This is a genomic window from Stenotrophomonas africana, from assembly GCF_013004645.1.
GTDB classification, from domain to species: domain Bacteria; phylum Pseudomonadota; class Gammaproteobacteria; order Xanthomonadales; family Xanthomonadaceae; genus Stenotrophomonas; species Stenotrophomonas africana.
This window is the reverse complement of record NZ_JABEME010000002.1, coordinates 479,300-496,354: the sequence shown is the minus strand read 5'-3', so window position 1 is coordinate 496,354 and position 17,055 is coordinate 479,300. Positions and strand designations below refer to the sequence as shown.

The following is a 17,055-nucleotide window of genomic DNA, read 5'->3' as shown; positions in this document are numbered from 1 at the left end:
AAACGGCTCCGACCCCACAACGAGTGCGCGCAGCGCGCGACCCGCTTTTGATTTTCTTTTTCTCTTCCGTGGCTGGCAGCACACCGAAACTGTCAGAGGTCGGGCGGGGCGGGTTCGCGGGGGTGTCCGCGGCATGGATGCCGCGGCCAAGCCCCCAAGGACGGGTTCACGGCGTCCCCCGCGAACCCACCCCGCCCGGCCAAGCGCGGCTTTTGCTTTACGCGGCCAAGCAGCCAGCCACGAGGGGCTGCGCCGTTGGCTGAAAACTCAGTACCGCTTGATCCCCGGCACCGTGCAGCCTTCAATCTGCGCATGCGCCGACACCGCATTTTCCTTCTCGCCCCGCGCCAGGCGCGACTGCTCGATCGTCGCCCAGTGCCGGCGGCACAACGGCCCCGTCTTCGAACCCAGATCCACCGCTTTGCGCGCGAACGTCTCCGCCTGCGCCCACTGCCCCTGCAGCAGCGCCAGTTCGGCACGTTCCTGCAGCACCGCCGGGTCGCCGGCGACGATTTCAAGCGCATGGTCCAGGCTGCTGGCGGCACCGGCCAGATCGTTGGCCTGGCGCTGCGCCTGCGCGGTCACCCGCAGATCTTCCACCTGCGAATCACGCAGTGGCTGCACCGACAGCTCCTTGTCGTCCGGACCCGCTGCGGCATTCACGGCTGCCAGGCGCTGCGCCGGCGTGGTGGTATCGACCGGCTTGACCACCGGCGGTGCACTGCTCACGCAGGCGGCCAGAGCCAGGCTGAGGCCGGTCAAGGCCAGGGGCTGCAGCAGGGATCGCATGTTCATCGGCTTCATCGGCTCGGAGGAGGAGTGGCAGCGGCAGGTGCTGCGGCAGGTTCGGCGGGCGCTTCCGGCTTGCGGTCCAGGCCGAACCAGCTGCGCCAGCCACCGCCTTCGCCTTCTGCACCGCCCTGCCCGTCCGGCGACACCGCCGGCGCGCACGGCGCATACGCCGGCGCATAGCCGACCACGAACGGGAAGCGGCGTGCACCCGGGCAGCCTTCATCGGTCGTGTTGAGACCGGTGGGCGCCACCGACTGCCAGTCCAGACCCTTGTTGCTGACACGCAGCGGTGCGCTCGGCAGGCGCTGGAAGATGCCCGACCACACCCGCATCGCGCCGGTGGCGCCGTACAGACCGGCCTGCTCGTTCTGGTCGTTGCCGATCCAGATCACCGCCAGATGATCGCCGGTGTAACCGGCATACCAGCTGTCACGGCCGTCATTGGTGGTACCGGTCTTGCCGGCCGGCTGCAGCCGGCCCAGACCGTCGGCGTTGAGGCGTTGCGCGGTACCGCTGGCAACCACCTGCTGCAGGCCGACACTGATCAGGTTGGCGGCGATCGAGTCGCCTTCCTGGGCCGGCGCCGGGGTCTTGTCATACCGCTTGAGCAGTTTGCCCTGCGGGTCGAGCACGCCACGCACCGCGTGCAGCGGCTGGATCTCGCCGCCGGACGCGAGGAACTGGTACAGCTGCGCCATCGCGTAGGGACTCTGGTCGGTAGAGCCGAGGATCACCGCCGGATTCGCTTCGGCCTTGATACCCGCCAGCACGTGGATCAGCTGGGTCACCCGCTCGGGGCCGACCTGCATGCCCACGCGCACGGTGGCCTGGTTGTAGGAATGCGCCAGCGCGTCGATCAGGCGAACGGTGCCATGGCTGCGGTTGTCGGCATTGCCGGGGCTCCAGTTGCGGCCACGACCGAGCTGGACGGTCACCGGTGAATCGTCGACCCAGGTGGCCAGCGAGTAACGGTCCGGCTGAGCCAGCGCCAGCAGGTACACGAACGGCTTGAGCAGCGAGCCGACCGGGCGCTGTGCTTCGATCGCGCGGTTGAAGCCGACCTCGGACACCTCACGGCTGCCGATCACCGCCAGCACGTCACCGTTGTGCACGTCGGTCAGCACCATGCCGGCCTGCAGTTCGGGGCGACGCTTGCTTTCCAGCGACTTGATGGTGCGGGTCACCGCGCCTTCGGCATAGGCCTGCGCGGACGGCGACATACCGGTCATCACGCTCAGGCCTGCGCCCTGCAGCGCCGATTCCGGATAGTCATGGCCAAGCTGGCGACGAACCAGGTCGACGTAAGCCGGGAAGCGGTTGGCCGCGACCAGGCCCGGCGTCTTGGGCACGCCCAGCGGCGCCTTCAGCGCACGCTGGTATTCGGCATCGTCGATCAGCGTGGCTTCGTGCAGCTTGCCCAGCACGAAGTTGCGGCGATCCAGCGCCCGCTCCGGGTTGCGACGCGGGTCGTAGAAGGACGGCCCCTTGACCAGGCCGATCAGCAAGGCGATCTGCTCGGTTTCCAGCGACGACAGGTCACGGCCGAACCAGAATTCGGCGCCGGAAGACATGCCGTGGATCGCCTGGCTGCCACGCTGGCCCAGGTACACCTGGTTGAGATAGGCCTCGAAGATGGTGCGCTTGTCGTAGCGCGCTTCCATGATCAGCGCGTAAAGCACTTCGTTGAACTTGCGGGTGACCGTCTGTTCCTTGCCGATGCCGAGCAGGCCGCTGCGGGCCAGCTGCTGGGTCAGCGTCGAAGCGCCCTGGCGGCTCTGGCCACCGGAGCGGATGGTCACCCACACCGCGCGGGCAATGCCGGAAAGGTCGATGCCGTGATGACGGTTGAAGTCCTTGTCCTCCACCGCCTGCAGGCCGGTCACCAGCAGATCCGGCGCCTCATCCATGCGGATCAGGCGGCGCTCTTCCTGCTTCTGGCCGTACAGCGTGGCGATGCGGGCCGGGTCCAACCGTGCGGCCTTCAAGGCCTTGCGGTTGTCGGCGTCGCGCAGCGAAGCGACCGCACCGTCGGACAACGACAGCTCCAGCCGGCGCGGAGCAACGCGGCCATCGACATCGTTGTAGCCGCGGCTGGAAATAACGAAGCGCCCACCGTTCACCGCATAGGTGGCCGGCTCCTTGCCCTGCCCGTCATCGCGGTAGGCGGACGCGGCGAGCTCGGTCTTCAGGGTTGCCGCGTCCAACGCCTTGCCCGGCGTAAGCACCAGCGGACGCGCGTACACACGGGTCGGAATCTGCCAGCGCAGTTCACCGAACCGCTGGGTCACCTGTTGGTTCAGGTACAGCGTATAGGGGATCAGGAAGCCCAATCCCAACGCGACCGCGGCCATGCTCCAGGTGATCAGGCGGCGCCGCCACAGCGGGCCGTTGTCCTGCTGGTCGTCGTCGTAATCGTCGATGTCGTCGGAATCGTAGCGTCGGGGCACGGGGATGCGGGCAGGTAGGGTCTGGCGAGTCTAACGCAGCCGCCGTGGCGGCTGGCAGGCGATGGGCTGCGGTTTCACTGCAGTTCAAGCTGGGCGCGACGTCCGCTGGCCTGCCGCGGCCCCTGCCAGTGCCGCCCGGAGGCCCTTCCAGCCGGCTCCAGCCAGGCAGACATTGGCCAACCGAGCGATCAGGCGCGGCACGTCATGGGCGATCCAGCGCCCCTGAACATCCGCGCGGCGATACAGCTGCAGCCGAGACCACGCCATGCGCCAGGCCAGCGCGTGAAGCCCCTGGAAGCGCTCCGGCGCCACGACCACGCCACGCTGTCGCAGCAGAGCATCCAGGGCCAGCAGGCGCCCCGCCGTGCGCTGGCGCGCCTGCGCATCGAACAGGTCGAGATGGCGCAGGCGCTGCAGAAAGCCGCGCCGACTGGCTCCGATCTGGTTGTTGCCATGCTGCCGATAGTCGATGGTCGGTTCGGCCAGCATGTCCAGCCCTCCACACAGCGAGGCGTGGATCGCAAGCCATTCGTCGTGGCTCCAGCCGGCAGGCACGGGCAGTGAATCGGCCAACAGTGTGCGACGCACGGCACAGGTGGCGCCGGTGATGAAGTTCCGTAGCAGGATCGCGTCGATCGCAAGACCCGAACGTTCCAGCTCCACTTCAGCCGGATGCACCACCAGCACCTCCAGCAGGCGCTGGCCCAGCGGCGCGCCCTGCGCATCGACCAACCGCGCGTCGCTGTGCAGCAGCAACAGGGCCGGGTCTGCCTGGAAGCGCTGCACGTAGCTGCGGACCCGCCCCGGATGCCAGACATCATCCTGATCACACAGGAACAGGATATCGGCCTGGCAACGCAGCAGCGCGTCGGCGAAATTGCGCACATAGCCAAGATTCTGTGCGTGCTGGACGATCTCGACACGTACGCCCAGCGCCTGCGCGCGCGGCACGAACGCCTGCAGCAGTTGCAGCGTCTGATCGCTGGAGCCGTCATCGCCGATCACGACTTCGTTCACCGGCAGATCCTGCTCGAGGATGCTGTCCAGCTGTGCCTGCAGGTAGCGCGCACCATTGTAGGTGCACAGTGCGACGCCAATGCGTTCGGCAGCGGCCGATCGGGATGGCGTGTCAGGCATCGAACGTACTCGCGGAAAACAAGGCTGGGGGATGGTAGCAGAGCCCCCGCCAGCGCACGGAAACCGGCGCTGACTATCCGTTGCCGGGATGGGCAGCGATACGCTGCAGGGCCTGCGCAGCGCTCATCGGCTGCCACATGCCCGCCTCTGGCTGGAACGGTCGCGGCGAGATGCCCAACAACGCCTGCAGCGGGCCGTTGTCTGCAACCAGGTCCTGCTGCAGGCGTGACACCGGGCCGCGAGCGCGCGGAACCAGTGCGGCCAGGCCACGCAGGGCACTGCCCGGCAATGGCAGCGCGAGGGTCGGCTGCGCCAGGCTCGCATGCACGCGGCGGAACATCGCGTGATAGGGCAACCGTTCGCCGCCACCGATTTCCAGCACCCTCGAGGACCCCGCGCCGCTGCTGATGCAGGCCACCACGGCACGGGCGATGTCATCGGCATGCACCGGCTGGCGCAGGCCATCGGCCAGCGGGATCGGGAAAAGGCGCAGACGCAGTGCGCGCTGCACGATCGGGGTGATGCTGCGGTCGATGCCGGCGCCGTAGATCAGCGTTGGCCGCAGGATCGTCCACGCCATGCCGAGACGTTCGGCCTGTTCGATCAAGCCTGCTTCGCCCCGCTGCAGCATCGCTACCACGTCCTGTTCGTCGGCCTGCTCGGAATCCTGCTTGCTCAGCACGCTCATCGAACTGGTGGCGATGACCTGACCGGCCGGAGCCACGCTCTGCTGTGACAACCACTGCGCCAGGCCTTCCAGCGGTCCGAAGCTGGCGATCGCTTTCCAGGCAGGGGACGGCACGCTGTCCAGTGCGCTTGCGAGATCTCCGCACAGCCACTGCACACCGTCCTGTGCCGGTTGTGGCCGCCGGCTCACCGCCTGCACCCGCTCATGCACCTGCACCAGGCGCGGCAGCAGGAACCGGCCGATCTGGCTGGTGGCTCCGGAAACAAGGACGGTCATCGGCACTCCGTGGGGATGTTGCGGGGCTGGTTACTATAGCGAGCCCTCCGGCAACGGCGAGGCTCAGGGGGAGGACACCCCGATGTCGCGCAGGCGCTGCCGCAGCTGCTGGTACTCGCTGCTGGAAGCACCAACCCCGAGCTCGCCGGCCTGCTGCAGGGCGCGCTCGGCAAAGGCCACATCGCCATTGCCCAGACGCTCGCTGCCAATTGCCAGCCATCGCTGTGCCAAGCGCTGGCGGGCAGCAGCCAGGCCATTCGCAGTGGGTGACAGGGTCTGCCAGGCCTGCAGGCAGGCCCCTGCCGCCTGCACCCGGTTCTGCCGCAGGTTGTCATCGAAGCAACTGCGGCTGGCGGGCAGCAGGCGGGCGGCTGCAGCTTTCACCCGTGCATCGCGTGGCGCCAGTGATTGCGCTTCACGCAGCGCATCAAACGCACTATGCCCGGGCGGGCTGATCCACTGCCCGGCGCGCTCGGCACGCTCCATCCTGCGCAGGTGATCGCGCAGCTGTCGTTCACGTTGCGCCGTACTGACGGCCGGTTGTTTCAGAGACTGCTGCGCCTGCTGCGCGCGTTGCAGGCGCTGCGCCAACTGCTGACGTGCTGCTGCCGACGCTCCCAGCTCTTCCGCCAGCGCCGCATCGCGCTGCGCAGCCTCGAACTGGAAATCATCGGCCTGGCTCTGGCTGCGCGCAAGCACCGCCTGCAGCGCCTGCTCCCGCCCACGCTGGGCCGCAGGATCCTCCGGTGCCACCGCCAGCACGGCCAGGAATCCTTTCGCTGCCTTTTCCAGCTGCTGCCGCTGCAGCGCGCGCTGCGCCTGCCGCAAGCGTTCGTCCACCGCCCGCGCCAGTGCTTCCTGGCTGGCCGGCAGATCGGCATGGCCCGCATCGAACTGACGCGCGCGCTGCACGATCGCGGCGGCTTCGGCCAGTTCCCCGCGCGCGCACAATGTACGCGCGTGCTGCAGCAGATCGCTCAGCGCATCCTCGCGCCCTTCCAGTGCCGGCAGGTTGTCAGGCTGCAGCGCCAGGATGCGCTGGAACAGCGGCAGCGCGCTGCTGTCGCCATCGTCCAGCCGCCCGGCAGCGAAGGCATTGCGGGCCTGGGCCAGCAGCGCCCCGATGCCGGCGCCCGCACTGCGCCGTGCCTGCAGCTGGCGGTCGACGGCATCTGCATCGACCTGCGGCACCTGCAGCTCGCGAGCCAGCGACAGTGCCTGTGCACTGCCGTCGAGGTCGTCGTTCTGCAGTTTGTCGCGGGCCTGCTGCAATGCGGCCGCAGCGGTTCTTGCCAGGCCCTCGCGGGCCTGTGGGCGATCACCATCCAGCGCCAGCACGGCCTGGTAGCGCTCGCGCGCACCACTGCCGTCGGCCGCGCTCAGCCGGCCGGTGGCAAGCGCGCGGTCACCTTCGGCCAGCAGCTGTTCGATCTGCGGCTCACCCCAGAACCAGTCGGCCAATGGCTTGCGCAGCAGCACCAGCAGCACGAACACCGCCAGCGCCGCGACCAGCGCCCAGCGCCACACCCGGCGCGCGTGGCGTGCCTGCAGCCACCACCAACGGCCTTCGCGGCGGACGCGGTCCAGCGCAGGATGTTCAGCGCCATGCGGGCGATGCGGGGGCTCGCGTTCCATGCGTGCAGGGTAGCCGGGGCAGCGTGAAGCTCAGCCGAGGCGACGCGCCTCGCTCACGCCAGGCAGCGCATCCAGCTTGCCCAGCAGGGTCGACAGCTGGCCGTAGTCACTCACCTTCAGACGCAGGCGCAGGTGGGCACGGCCACTGTTGCGTACGTTGTCACTGTGGATGTCGAGCACGTAGGCGTCTTCCTGGGCGATCAGGTTGGTGATGTCCTTCAGCAGCCAGCGGCGGTCGACTGCAGTGACCACCACGTCCACTTCGTAGCCACCACCGGCCTGGCCCCACTCCACCGGCAGGATGCGCTGTGGGCTGGTGGCTGCCAGCCGGGCCAGCGCGGCACAGTCTGCACGATGCACGGTGACACCCCGGCTACGGGTCAGGTAGCCGACGATCGGCTCGCCGGCCACCGGCTGGCAGCAGCGCGCCAGCTGCACCAGCAGATTGCCCACGCCCTGCACCGTGAATTTCGACTTGCCCAGGTTCTCGCGGCGGGCAGTCGGCCGCGGCAGGGTTGGCGTGGGCGCCGGCTGGCTCGCTGCACGTTCGGCTTCCAGCAGGGTACGGCTGACCTGGTTCGGGCCGGTATCGCCCAGCGCCACCTGGATGTAGAGGTCGTCAACGCTGTCGGCATGGAACTTCTTCGCCGCCACCGTCAGGTCCGAGTGCTGCAGGCCCAGCCGCTTCAGCTCACGCTCGAGCAGCTCGCGACCGGCCTGCACGTTGCGCGCACGGTCCAGCTTGTGGAACCAGCTGCGCACCTTCTCGCGCGAGCGGTTGCTGGCCAGGAAGCCGTTGGCCGGCATCAGCCAGTCGCGCCGCGGGTCGGCCTCCTTGCCGGTCAGGATCTCGACGCGGTCGCCGCTGCGCAGGCGATAGGTCAGCGGCACGATACGGCCATTGACCTTGGCGCCGCGGCAGCGGTGGCCGACCATGGTGTGCACCTGGTAGGCGAAATCCAGCGGCGTGGCACCCTGCGGCAGGTCCAGCACCTCGTCCTTCGGGCTCAATGCGTAGACCCGGTCCTCGGTCAGCTCGGCGTCGAGCGCCCCGGCCAGCTCATTGCCCTGCCCGTCCTGTGCCTGCTCCAGCAACTGGCGCATCCAGGTGATCTTGCGGTCGAAGGACTTCTCCGCGCCCTTGCCGCCTTCCTTGTATTTCCAGTGCGCGGCCACGCCCAGCTCGGCCTGCGAGTGCATCTCATGGGTACGGATCTGCACTTCGATGGTGCGCCCTTCCGGGCCAACCACGGCGGTATGCAGCGAGCGATAGTCGTTGGCCTTGGGCCGGGCGATGTAATCGTCGAACTCGCTGGGCACCGGCGCCCACAGTGCATGCACCACGCCCAGCGCGGCGTAGCAGGCGGCCACGTCGTCGACCATCACCCGCACTGCGCGGATGTCGTACAGCTGGTCGAACGCCAGCCGCTTCTTCTGCATTTTCCGCCAGATGCTGTAGATGTGCTTCGGGCGGCCGCTGACTTCGGCCTTGATGCCCTGCGCGACCAGCTCGCGCGACAGCACCTTCTTGACGTTCTCGACATAGCGCTCGCGCGCGATGCGGGTCTCGTCCACCTCGCGCGCGATACGCCGGTAGGTCTCCGGTTCCAGATGGCGGAACGCCAGGTCCTCCAGCTCCCACTTCAGCTGCCAGATGCCCAACCGGTTGGCCAGCGGTGCATGGATGTCGCGGGTCAGCTGCGCCAGCGCGCGGCGTTGCGCGTCATCGAGCTTGTCGGCCGCGCGCATCCGCGCCAGCTGCCGTGCCAGCAGGATCGGCACCACGCGCAGGTCTCGGATGATCGCCAGCAGCAGGCGGCGCAGGCCTTCACTGTTGCGCCCCGCCTCGCGGCCGGCATGCAGCGCCCACACCGGATCGGCTGCATCCTGACCGTCGAGCAGGCCGATCACCGCCGCCTTGTGGTTACCCAGAGGCAGTTGCTCCAGACTGGCACGCAGGCCCGGCAGGTCGAACAGCAGCGCCGCGACCACTGCGCCCTCATCGGCCGAGAGCATCGCCAGTGCGTCAAGGGTATCGCCCAGCACCGACCAGCTGGCGCGCATCTGGTGGTCGCACTCCGGCGCTTCCCAGTGCTCGCGCAGGGCCTGGCGCAGCGGAGCGGGCAGCACCGCTGCCGAGGGACGGTTCAACAGGCCATCCAGGCCGGGGACGGAAGCGCGGTTCACAGCATCGAGCAGGCAAGACAGAAGCCTCTACACTAGCGCCGGCGCCGTTCAGGGACAATCACCACGGCCACCATCACCCGGCATGAAGACATGCCGCTACACTCGTGGGCAAACCCAGGAGAGTCCCGCCATGCCCTCGATCGTCCCGCGTTTCCGCCCACAGCTGCTGGCCTGCGCCGCGCTCCTGCTGTCCCTGTCGGCGCCTGCGCTGGCCCAGCGCGTGGTGGAGGGTGACCTGCAGCAGCAGATGTCGCCGGCCGAGTTCAAGGCGGCCGGCCTGAACAAGCTCAGCGCGCAGGAACTGGCCACGCTGAACCGCTGGCTGCAGGGCAAGGTCGAAGCGGCCACCACCCAGGCGGTTGCTGCGGTACGGGAATCGGCGCGCGAGGAAGGCCGCCAGGAAGTGATCGTGAAGAATCGCGGCTTCTTCGATTTCGGCAGCAACGAGCCGATTGTCGGCGTGCTGCAGGGCGAATTCCGCGGCTTCGGCAAAGGCCGCGTCTACGTGCTGGACAACGGCCAGGAATGGGAGCAGACCGATGCAAGCACCCTGGCCGGTGTGCGCAAGCAGTCCCCCACCGTCAGCATCAAGCCCGGCGTGATGGGCGTCTGGTACCTGAAAGTCGACGGCGTGAACACCCAGCCGAAGGTACGCCGCACCAAATAACGCCGCCCATCGTGTAGAGCCGAGCCCACGCTCGGCTGCGATCTGCACGGGACGATGACGAGGCATCAAAAAAGCAGCCGAGCATGGGCTCGGCTCTACGTCATCACATCATCGGAGTCACGCCTGGCGCAGTGCGGTCACCCGCTGCGCCAGCTTCTTCGCCGAGATGCCGGTGCGTGCACCCAGCTCCTGCGCGAACAGTGACACCCGCAGTTCCTCCAGATCCCAGCGCAGCGCCTGCCACTGCGGGCGCTCACGCAGGCCCTGCTGTTCGCCCACCTCCAGCGCCTCCAGGAACGGATGCAGCTCCAGCATGCGCGCCTGGTCACGCGGCGGATCACGCTTGGCACGCTCGGTGCGCAGGATCATCGCCTTCAGATAGCGCGGGTACTGCGCCAGCGCGTCAGCCGGCGTGTCGCGCAGGAAGCCGGGATGGATCAGTCCGACCAGCTGCGCTTCCATGTCGTCCAGATTGCCGCGCGCCCAACCCATCAACGGCGCTTCCAGCATCGGCTTCAGTTCCGCCACCAGGGCCAGGATGGTTTCAGCCAGTTTCAGCCGCGACATGGCCTCACCAAACAGTGCCTTGGCCGCATGCTCACGGCGCTGCTCGAAGGCCGCCGCATCGCGGATGTCTTCCAGGCCCTCGGCCAGCACGGCATTCATCGCTGCATCGACCAGGTCGCCGCGCAGGCGCTCCTGCGACTCGATCGCGGCATACAACAGGCCGGTCTTGGCACCGACCGGCAGCTGCTTGCGCGCCTGCTTCACCTTCTCGGCCAAGGCGATTTCCAGCAAGCGGCGCACGCCCAGTGGATGAGCCTCCAGCGCCTGATGGCGGTCGGCGAAGATGCGCAGCGCAACACTGTCGCCCTCGTCCAACAACGCCGGATACGCAGGTACACCCGCTTCACCGGGCACCTGCAGCGGAATCGGCGCGGCCGGGAACGTGCGCAGGCCATCGGCCGCCATCTCGCGCCCAGCGCGTGCAGCGAACGCATCGCCGGCACGACCGCCGAATTTCGCGCGCAGTGCGTCCAGATCGCGCGAAGTCGCCAGCACCTTGCCCTGCTCGTCGCGCAGCCGCAGGTTCATGTGCAGGTGCGGTTCGATGGAACCGGGCTCGAAATCCAGCGCAGTCACCGTGGCGCCGGTTGCGCGTGTCAGGAAGCGCGCCAGTTCGCCGGTGATGGCATCGGCACTGGGCTGCGGGAACGCTTCGTAGAACGCGCGACCGAAGTCCGGTGCCGGCACGTAGTTGCGGCGCATCGCCTTGGGCAGGCTGCGGATCAGTGCCGAGGCCTTGTCGGCGACGAAGCCCGGCGCCAACCAGCCCAGCTGCACCGGGTCCAGCGCGTTGAGCAGGTGCAGCGGTACGTCCAGGGTCACGCCATCATCGTCGGCACCCGGCTCGAAGCGGTAATGCAACGGCAGCCGCGCCTGACCCAGCGCCAGGTACTTCGGATAGCGCTCCTGCTCGCTGCCCTCGCCCGGCAACAGATCGACCAGCGACCAGTGCAGGGTCTTGCGCTGTTCCGGCGCCAGTCCCTTCCACCAGGTATCCAGGCCCGCCGCCGAGTGGATCTGCGGCGGCACCCGGTCCAGGTACCAGCGGGCCTGCCAGTCCTCGTCGGCAACGATGCCGGCGCGGCGCAGCTTCGCCTCTTCCTCGCGGGCGATCTCCAGCACTTTCTGGTTGTCGGCCACGAAACTGGCGCGGGTGTTGATCTCGCCGGTCACCAATGCCTGGCGCACGAAGATGTCATGTGCCTCGCCCGGTTCGATGCGGCCGTAGTGCACTGGCTTCCTCGGTGCCAGCACCAGGCCGAACAGGCTGATCTGCTCGGACGCCAGCACCTGGCCCTGCGCGCGCGACCAGTGCGGATCGAAATGTTTGCGCAGCAGCAGATGCGGCAGCTCGGCGATCACCCAGTCCGGTTCGATCGCGGCCAGGGTCATGCCCCACACTTTCTGCGTATCCAGCAGGTTGGCCACCAGCAGCCACGGCGGCGGCCGCTTGGACAGCGTCGAACCGGGGAACGGCAGGAACCGGCGCTGGCGCGGCGCCTGGAAATCGCCCTTCTCGGTGCGGTGGCCGATCTGCGTTGGCAGGCCCGCCACCAGCGCACGGTGCAGGGTCTGGTAGGCAGCGGCACGCACGCGTTCGCTGAAACCCCCACCCGCCGGTGACTGGTCCTTCTGCGCACGCACGGCCACCGGGGCCGGTGCGGCCTCGGCCTTGCCTTCGCGGGCCAGGCGCGCGGCGCGGTGCAGCTGGCCGCGGGTGGCTTTCACTGCGGCAGCATCATCACGCGCTGGCGCCGGCGCACTGCTGCCGGCCAGCAACGGTGCCATCGAGGCCTCGCTGGCCTCTTCCTTCCAGCCCAGTTCTTCGCACAGCAGGCGCAGCTGGCGATGCAGCTCGCGCCACTCGCGCATGCGCAGGAAGCCGAGGAAATGACGGCCGCACCAGTCGCGCAGCTTGGACTGGGTCAGATCTTCATGGGCCTGCCGATAGGCATCCCACAGGCGCAGCACGCCAACGAACTCGGAACGGCCATCGGCGAACTGCGCATGCGCGCTGTCGGCTGCACCGCGTGCTTCGGGCGGACGTTCGCGCGGATCCTGGATGCCCAGGAACGAGGCGATCACCAGCATCGGCCGCAGGCAGCCGGCGGCCTGCGCGGCGACCAGCATGCGCGCCAGCTTCACGTCCACCGGCAGGCGCGCCATCTGCTTGCCGATGGTGGTCATGCGCCGCTCGGCGTCGATCGCGCCCAGTTCGGTCAGCTGCTGCCAGCCATCGGCTACCGCGCGCTCGTCCGGCGCTTCCAGGAACGGGAAGTCCTCGATGCGGCCCAGGCCCAGCTGCAGCATGCGCAGGATCACCCCTGCCAGGCTGGAGCGGCGGATCTCTGGATCGGTGAACTCCGGCCGCGCCTGGAAATCGGCCTCGGCGTACAGGCGGTAGCAGATGCCCTCGGCGATACGGCCGCAGCGGCCCTTGCGCTGGTTGGCACTGGCCTGCGAGATCGGCTCGATGTGCAGGCGGTCCAGCTTGTTGCGCGGACTGTAGCGCTTGACGCGGGCAAAGCCCGGATCGACCACGTAACGGATGCGCGGCACCGTCAGCGAGGTTTCCGCCACGTTGGTGGCCAGCACGATGCGCCGGTTCGGCCCCGGATTGAACACCCGGTCCTGGTCCTGGTTGGACAGGCGCGCATACAGCGGAAGCACCTCGGTGTTGCGGTACTTGCGCCGTTCCAGCGACTGGTGCGCATCGCGGATCTCGCGCTCGCCCGGCAGGAAGATCAGCACGTCACCGCGCGCATCCAGGCGGGTGATCTCGTCGATGGCCGACACGATGGCGTCGTTGACCGTGCGCTCGCCCTGGTCTTCGCCCTCGCCTTCCAGCGCGCGGTAGCGCACTTCCACCGGGTAGGTACGGCCTTCGACGCTGATCACCGGCGCATTGTCGAAATGCTGGGCGAAGCGTTCGGTGTCGATGGTGGCCGATGTCACGATCAGCTTCAGGTCCGGGCGCTTGCGCAGCAGCTGCTTCAGGTAGCCCAGCAGGAAGTCGATGTTGAGGCTGCGTTCGTGCGCCTCGTCGACGATGATCGTGTCGTAGTTCGACAGCCAGCGGTCGCTCGCGATCTCCGCCAGCAGGATGCCGTCGGTCATGAACTTGATGCGGCTGTCTTCGCTGACCTTGTCATTGAAGCGCACCTGGTAGCCCACCAGCTGGCCCAGCTCACTGTGCAGTTCCTGCGCCACGCGGCTGGCCACCGCACGTGCGGCAATCCGTCGCGGCTGGGTGCAACCGATCATGCCGGCCTGGCCACGGCCTGCGGCCAGGCACAGTTTCGGCAGCTGGGTAGTCTTGCCCGAGCCGGTTTCACCAGCGATCACCACGACCTGATGGTCGCGGATCAGCCCGATGATGGCGTCGGCTTCACGCGCAATCGGCAGCTGCGGGTCCAGAGTAATGGACGGCTGCTGCTGCGCCCGTGTCATCCGGCGCTGCACCGACGCCTGCAAGGCCTGCTCAAAGGTGGCGGCCAGTGCCGCATCCTGTGGCTTGGCCTGGCAACGCGAGAGCATCCCCAGCAAACGGCCCCGGTCGCGGCTCATGGCGCCGTCGATGGCGGCACGCTGTTGGCGCAGGCGGGGCGATGGATTTTTATCGATAGAGTTCATCAATCGGTTCGTTCAAAACTTTGAAAGCGACCAGTCATCACGACCGGTTTATTGTGAAGGCCAACGATTCCACAAGGAGGAACCCCATGGCGAAGACCAAGAGCACGACCAAGCCCAAGACCGGCAAGCAGAAGCTTGCAGCGGCGGCACCGTCGGCGCCGAACATCGATATCGGGATCACCCAGGGCGACCGCAAGAAGATTGCCGACGGTCTGTCGCGGTTCCAGGCCGATGCGTTCACGCTCTACCTGAAGACGCACAACTTCCACTGGAACGTGACCGGGTCGATGTTCAACTCGCTGCACACCATGTTCGAGACGCAGTACACCGAGCAGTGGGCGGCACTGGACGACGTGGCCGAGCGCATCCGCGCGCTGGGCTTCAATGCCCCGGGCTCCTACCGGGAATTCGCTGCGCTGACCTCGATCGCCGAGGAACCGGGCCTGACCGACAGTGCGGACTGGCGTGAAATGGTACGCCAGTTGGTGGTCGCCAACGAAGCGGTCTGCCGTACGGCACGTGAAGTGCTGGAGGTGGCGGCCAAGGGTGACGATGCCCCGACCGAGGATCTGATGACCCAGCGCCTGCAGACCCACGAGAAGTACGCCTGGATGCTGCGCTCGCTCCTCCAGTAAGGGTTGGGGGTGTTCGGCAGGGCTGCGCCCTGCACCCGCAGAGGCCGAAGCAACAGCAACTACCAGAGCAAGAGCTGGTTTCCTGTGGGTTGGCGGGGTGGGTCCGGTTGCGGGAGACGCCGTAAACCCGTCCCTGGGGGCTTGGCAGCCGCATCCATGCGGCTGACACTCCCGCAACCGGACCCACCCCGCCCTTGACAGGCTTCCGCGATCTGCCGGAACAGCGTCCGCTCTGGTAGGTGTCGACCTTGGTCGACACGGATGAATTCATTCGATATCTGACAGATGTGTCGACCAAGGTCGACACCTACCAACAGCCGCGTGAACCTGTCGAAGGCGGGGCGCAGCCCTGCCGACTCCCCCGCCGGGGTAAACTAGCCGGATGGCTTCCCGTCCCGCGCACGACCTGCTCCAACGCGTCTTTGGTTACGACGATTTCCGTGGTCCCCAGCAGGACATCGTGGAGCATGTGGCTGCCGGTCACGATGCCCTGGTGCTGATGCCCACCGGCGGCGGCAAGTCGCTGTGCTACCAGGTCCCGGCCCTGCTGCGTGACGGATGTGGCATCGTCATCTCGCCGCTGATCGCGCTGATGCAGGACCAGGTCGAAGCCCTGCGCCAGCTCGGCGTGCGTGCCGAGTACCTGAATTCAACCCTGGATGCCGAGACCGCCGGCCGCGTCGAGCGCGAACTGCTCGCCGGTGAGCTGGACATGCTCTATGTCGCGCCCGAGCGGCTGCTGACCGGTCGCTTCCTGTCGTTGCTGTCACGCAGCCGGATCGCCCTGTTCGCCATCGACGAAGCGCACTGCGTCTCGCAGTGGGGTCATGACTTCCGTCCCGAGTACCGCCAGCTGACCGTGCTGCACGAGCGCTGGCCGCAGATTCCGCGGATCGCGCTGACCGCCACCGCCGATCCGCCAACCCAGCGCGAGATCGCCGAGCGCCTCGATCTGCAGGAAGCGCGCCATTTCGTCAGCTCCTTCGACCGCCCCAACATCCGCTACACCGTGGTGCAGAAGGACAATGCCCGCAAGCAGCTGACCGATTTCCTGCGCGGCCACCGTGGCGAGGCGGGCATCGTCTACTGCATGTCACGGCGCAAGGTTGAGGAGACCGCTGAATTCCTCTGCGGCCAGGGCTTCAACGCCCTGCCCTACCACGCCGGCCTGCCCCCGGAAGTGCGTGCCAACAACCAGCGCCGCTTCCTGCGCGAGGATGGCATCGTGATGTGCGCCACCATTGCCTTCGGCATGGGTATCGACAAGCCGGACGTGCGCTTCGTGGCGCATACCGACCTGCCCAAGTCGATGGAAGGCTACTACCAGGAAACCGGCCGCGCCGGCCGTGATGGCGAAGCCGCCGAAGCCTGGCTGTGCTACGGCCTGGGCGACGTGGTGCTGCTGAAGCAGATGATCGAGCAGTCCGAGGCCGGCGAAGAACGCAAGCAGCTGGAACGGGGCAAGCTCGACCACCTGCTGGGCTACTGCGAGTCGATGCAATGCCGCCGCCAGGTGCTGCTGGCCGGTTTCGGCGAGACCTATCCCCAGCCCTGCGGCAACTGCGACAACTGCCTGACGCCACCCGCCTCGTGGGACGCGACCATTCCGGCGCAGAAGGCGCTGAGCTGCGTCTACCGCAGCGGCCAGCGTTTCGGCGTCGGCCATCTGATCGACGTTCTGCGTGGCAGCGAGAACGAGAAGGTGAAGCAGCAGGGCCACGACAAGCTCAGCACCTATGCGATCGGCCGCGATCTGGATGCGCGCACCTGGCGCAGCGTGTTCCGCCAGCTGGTCGCCGCCAGCCTGCTGGAAGTGGACAGCGAGGGCCACGGTGGCCTGCGCCTGACCGATGCCAGCCGCGATGTGCTGACCGGCCGGCGCCAGATCAGCATGCGCCGCGACCCAGCCAGCAGCACCAGCGGGCGCGAGCGCAGCGCCCAGCGCACCGGCCTGTCGGTGCTGCCGCAGGACCTGGCGCTGTTCAACGCGCTGCGCGGCCTGCGTGCCGAACTGGCCCGCGAACAGAACGTGCCGGCCTTCGTGATCTTCCACGACAGCACCCTGCGCAACATCGCCGAACAGCGGCCGACCAGCCTGGACGAACTGGCCCGGGTCGGCGGCATCGGTGGTACCAAGCTCAGCCGCTACGGCCCACGCCTGGTCGAGATCGTGCGCGAAGAGGGCTGACGGTATCGCGTTGCCGCGCTGCGCGGCCGCCGGGCATGGTCCCAACGGTGCGCGGGCGCCCCTGTAGAGCCGAGCCCACGCTCGGCTGCTGTTCGCGCAGAAGCAGCCGAGCGTGGGCCCGGCTCTACACTGGTGCCGGTCCAACCTTGAACCAGCCATTCAGCCAGAAGTGCATCGGCGCCCACTTGCAGCTAGATTAACGC

General features: G+C 67.8%; 10 protein-coding genes. 3 read left to right on the top strand and 7 right to left on the bottom strand.

The features are described from left to right. Nucleotides 1-267 precede the first annotated feature (267 nt). The 6 genes from HLA98_RS06420 to HLA98_RS06395 all read right to left on the bottom strand — a co-directional run bounded on the left by HLA98_RS06420 (nt 268) and on the right by HLA98_RS06395 (nt 9,162). On the bottom strand, nt 268-804 hold the full coding sequence (locus HLA98_RS06420) for a hypothetical protein (protein WP_080354787.1): 537 nt from the start codon (nt 802-804) through the stop codon (nt 268-270). Next, complete coding sequence (gene mrcB / locus HLA98_RS06415; RefSeq protein WP_057499332.1) at nt 801-3,239, bottom strand: penicillin-binding protein 1B; 2,439 nt, start codon at nt 3,237-3,239, stop codon at nt 801-803. Before mrcB ends, HLA98_RS06420 begins: the two co-directional genes overlap by 4 nt. An 84-nt stretch (nt 3,240-3,323) precedes the next feature. After that, nucleotides 3,324-4,376 carry a glycosyltransferase family 2 protein gene (locus HLA98_RS06410; RefSeq protein ID WP_057499331.1) on the bottom strand — a complete coding sequence of 351 codons (1,053 nt, stop codon included), beginning with the start codon at nt 4,374-4,376 and terminating at the stop codon, nt 3,324-3,326. A 73-nt stretch (nt 4,377-4,449) separates the two neighbouring features. Continuing rightward, nucleotides 4,450-5,340 (bottom strand): SDR family oxidoreductase, encoded by an 891-nt coding sequence (locus tag HLA98_RS06405; protein ID WP_057499330.1) that lies wholly within the window; start codon nt 5,338-5,340, stop codon nt 4,450-4,452. A gap of 63 nt (nt 5,341-5,403) precedes the next feature. Beyond that, nucleotides 5,404-6,975: a hypothetical protein gene (locus HLA98_RS06400; protein ID WP_057499329.1), complete on the bottom strand. Its 1,572-nt coding sequence runs from the start codon at nt 6,973-6,975 to the stop codon at nt 5,404-5,406. A gap of 30 nt (nt 6,976-7,005) precedes the next feature. Further along, the gene (locus tag HLA98_RS06395; protein ID WP_049443697.1) at nt 7,006-9,162 is read right to left on the bottom strand and encodes a RelA/SpoT family protein; all 2,157 of its coding nucleotides are present in this window, start codon (nt 9,160-9,162) and stop codon (nt 7,006-7,008) included. Between the two features lie 130 nt (nt 9,163-9,292). On the opposite strand from HLA98_RS06395, the gene HLA98_RS06390 reads away from it, so the two are divergent. Then, nucleotides 9,293-9,829 (top strand): hypothetical protein, encoded by a 537-nt coding sequence (locus HLA98_RS06390; RefSeq protein WP_057499328.1) that lies wholly within the window; start codon nt 9,293-9,295, stop codon nt 9,827-9,829. 117 nt (nt 9,830-9,946) lie between these two features. Here HLA98_RS06390 and hrpA read toward each other — a convergent pair whose 3' ends face one another. Next, complete coding sequence (gene hrpA / locus HLA98_RS06385; protein ID WP_057499327.1) at nt 9,947-14,029, bottom strand: ATP-dependent RNA helicase HrpA; 4,083 nt, start codon at nt 14,027-14,029, stop codon at nt 9,947-9,949. Between the two features lie 86 nt (nt 14,030-14,115). Here hrpA and HLA98_RS06380 point away from each other — a divergent pair, with 86 nt between their 5' ends. Together HLA98_RS06380 and recQ are read left to right on the top strand one after the other, a co-directional pair. Further along, nucleotides 14,116-14,664: a Dps family protein gene (locus HLA98_RS06380; protein WP_006385608.1), complete on the top strand. Its 549-nt coding sequence runs from the start codon at nt 14,116-14,118 to the stop codon at nt 14,662-14,664. 382 nt (nt 14,665-15,046) lie between these two features. After that, nucleotides 15,047-16,852, top strand: a complete 1,806-nt coding sequence (gene recQ, locus HLA98_RS06375; protein ID WP_049447291.1) for a DNA helicase RecQ — start codon at nt 15,047-15,049, stop codon at nt 16,850-16,852. The last annotated feature ends 203 nt before the right edge of the window (nt 16,853-17,055 follow it).

Bases quoted from the DNA above. Each gene is read 5' to 3' on its own strand.
- HLA98_RS06410 (WP_057499331.1), bottom strand. From the start codon at position 4,376: ATGCCTGACACGCCATCCCGATCGGCCGCTGCCGAACGCATTGGCGTC.
- HLA98_RS06420 (WP_080354787.1), bottom strand. From the start codon at position 804: ATGAAGCCGATGAACATGCGATCCCTGCTGCAGCCCCTGGCCTTGACC.
- HLA98_RS06390 (WP_057499328.1), top strand. From the start codon at position 9,293: ATGCCCTCGATCGTCCCGCGTTTCCGCCCACAGCTGCTGGCCTGCGCC.
- hrpA (WP_057499327.1), bottom strand. From the start codon at position 14,029: ATGAACTCTATCGATAAAAATCCATCGCCCCGCCTGCGCCAACAGCGT.
- HLA98_RS06405 (WP_057499330.1), bottom strand. From the start codon at position 5,340: ATGACCGTCCTTGTTTCCGGAGCCACCAGCCAGATCGGCCGGTTCCTG.
- recQ (WP_049447291.1), top strand. From the start codon at position 15,047: ATGGCTTCCCGTCCCGCGCACGACCTGCTCCAACGCGTCTTTGGTTAC.
- HLA98_RS06400 (WP_057499329.1), bottom strand. From the start codon at position 6,975: ATGGAACGCGAGCCCCCGCATCGCCCGCATGGCGCTGAACATCCTGCG.
- HLA98_RS06380 (WP_006385608.1), top strand. From the start codon at position 14,116: ATGGCGAAGACCAAGAGCACGACCAAGCCCAAGACCGGCAAGCAGAAG.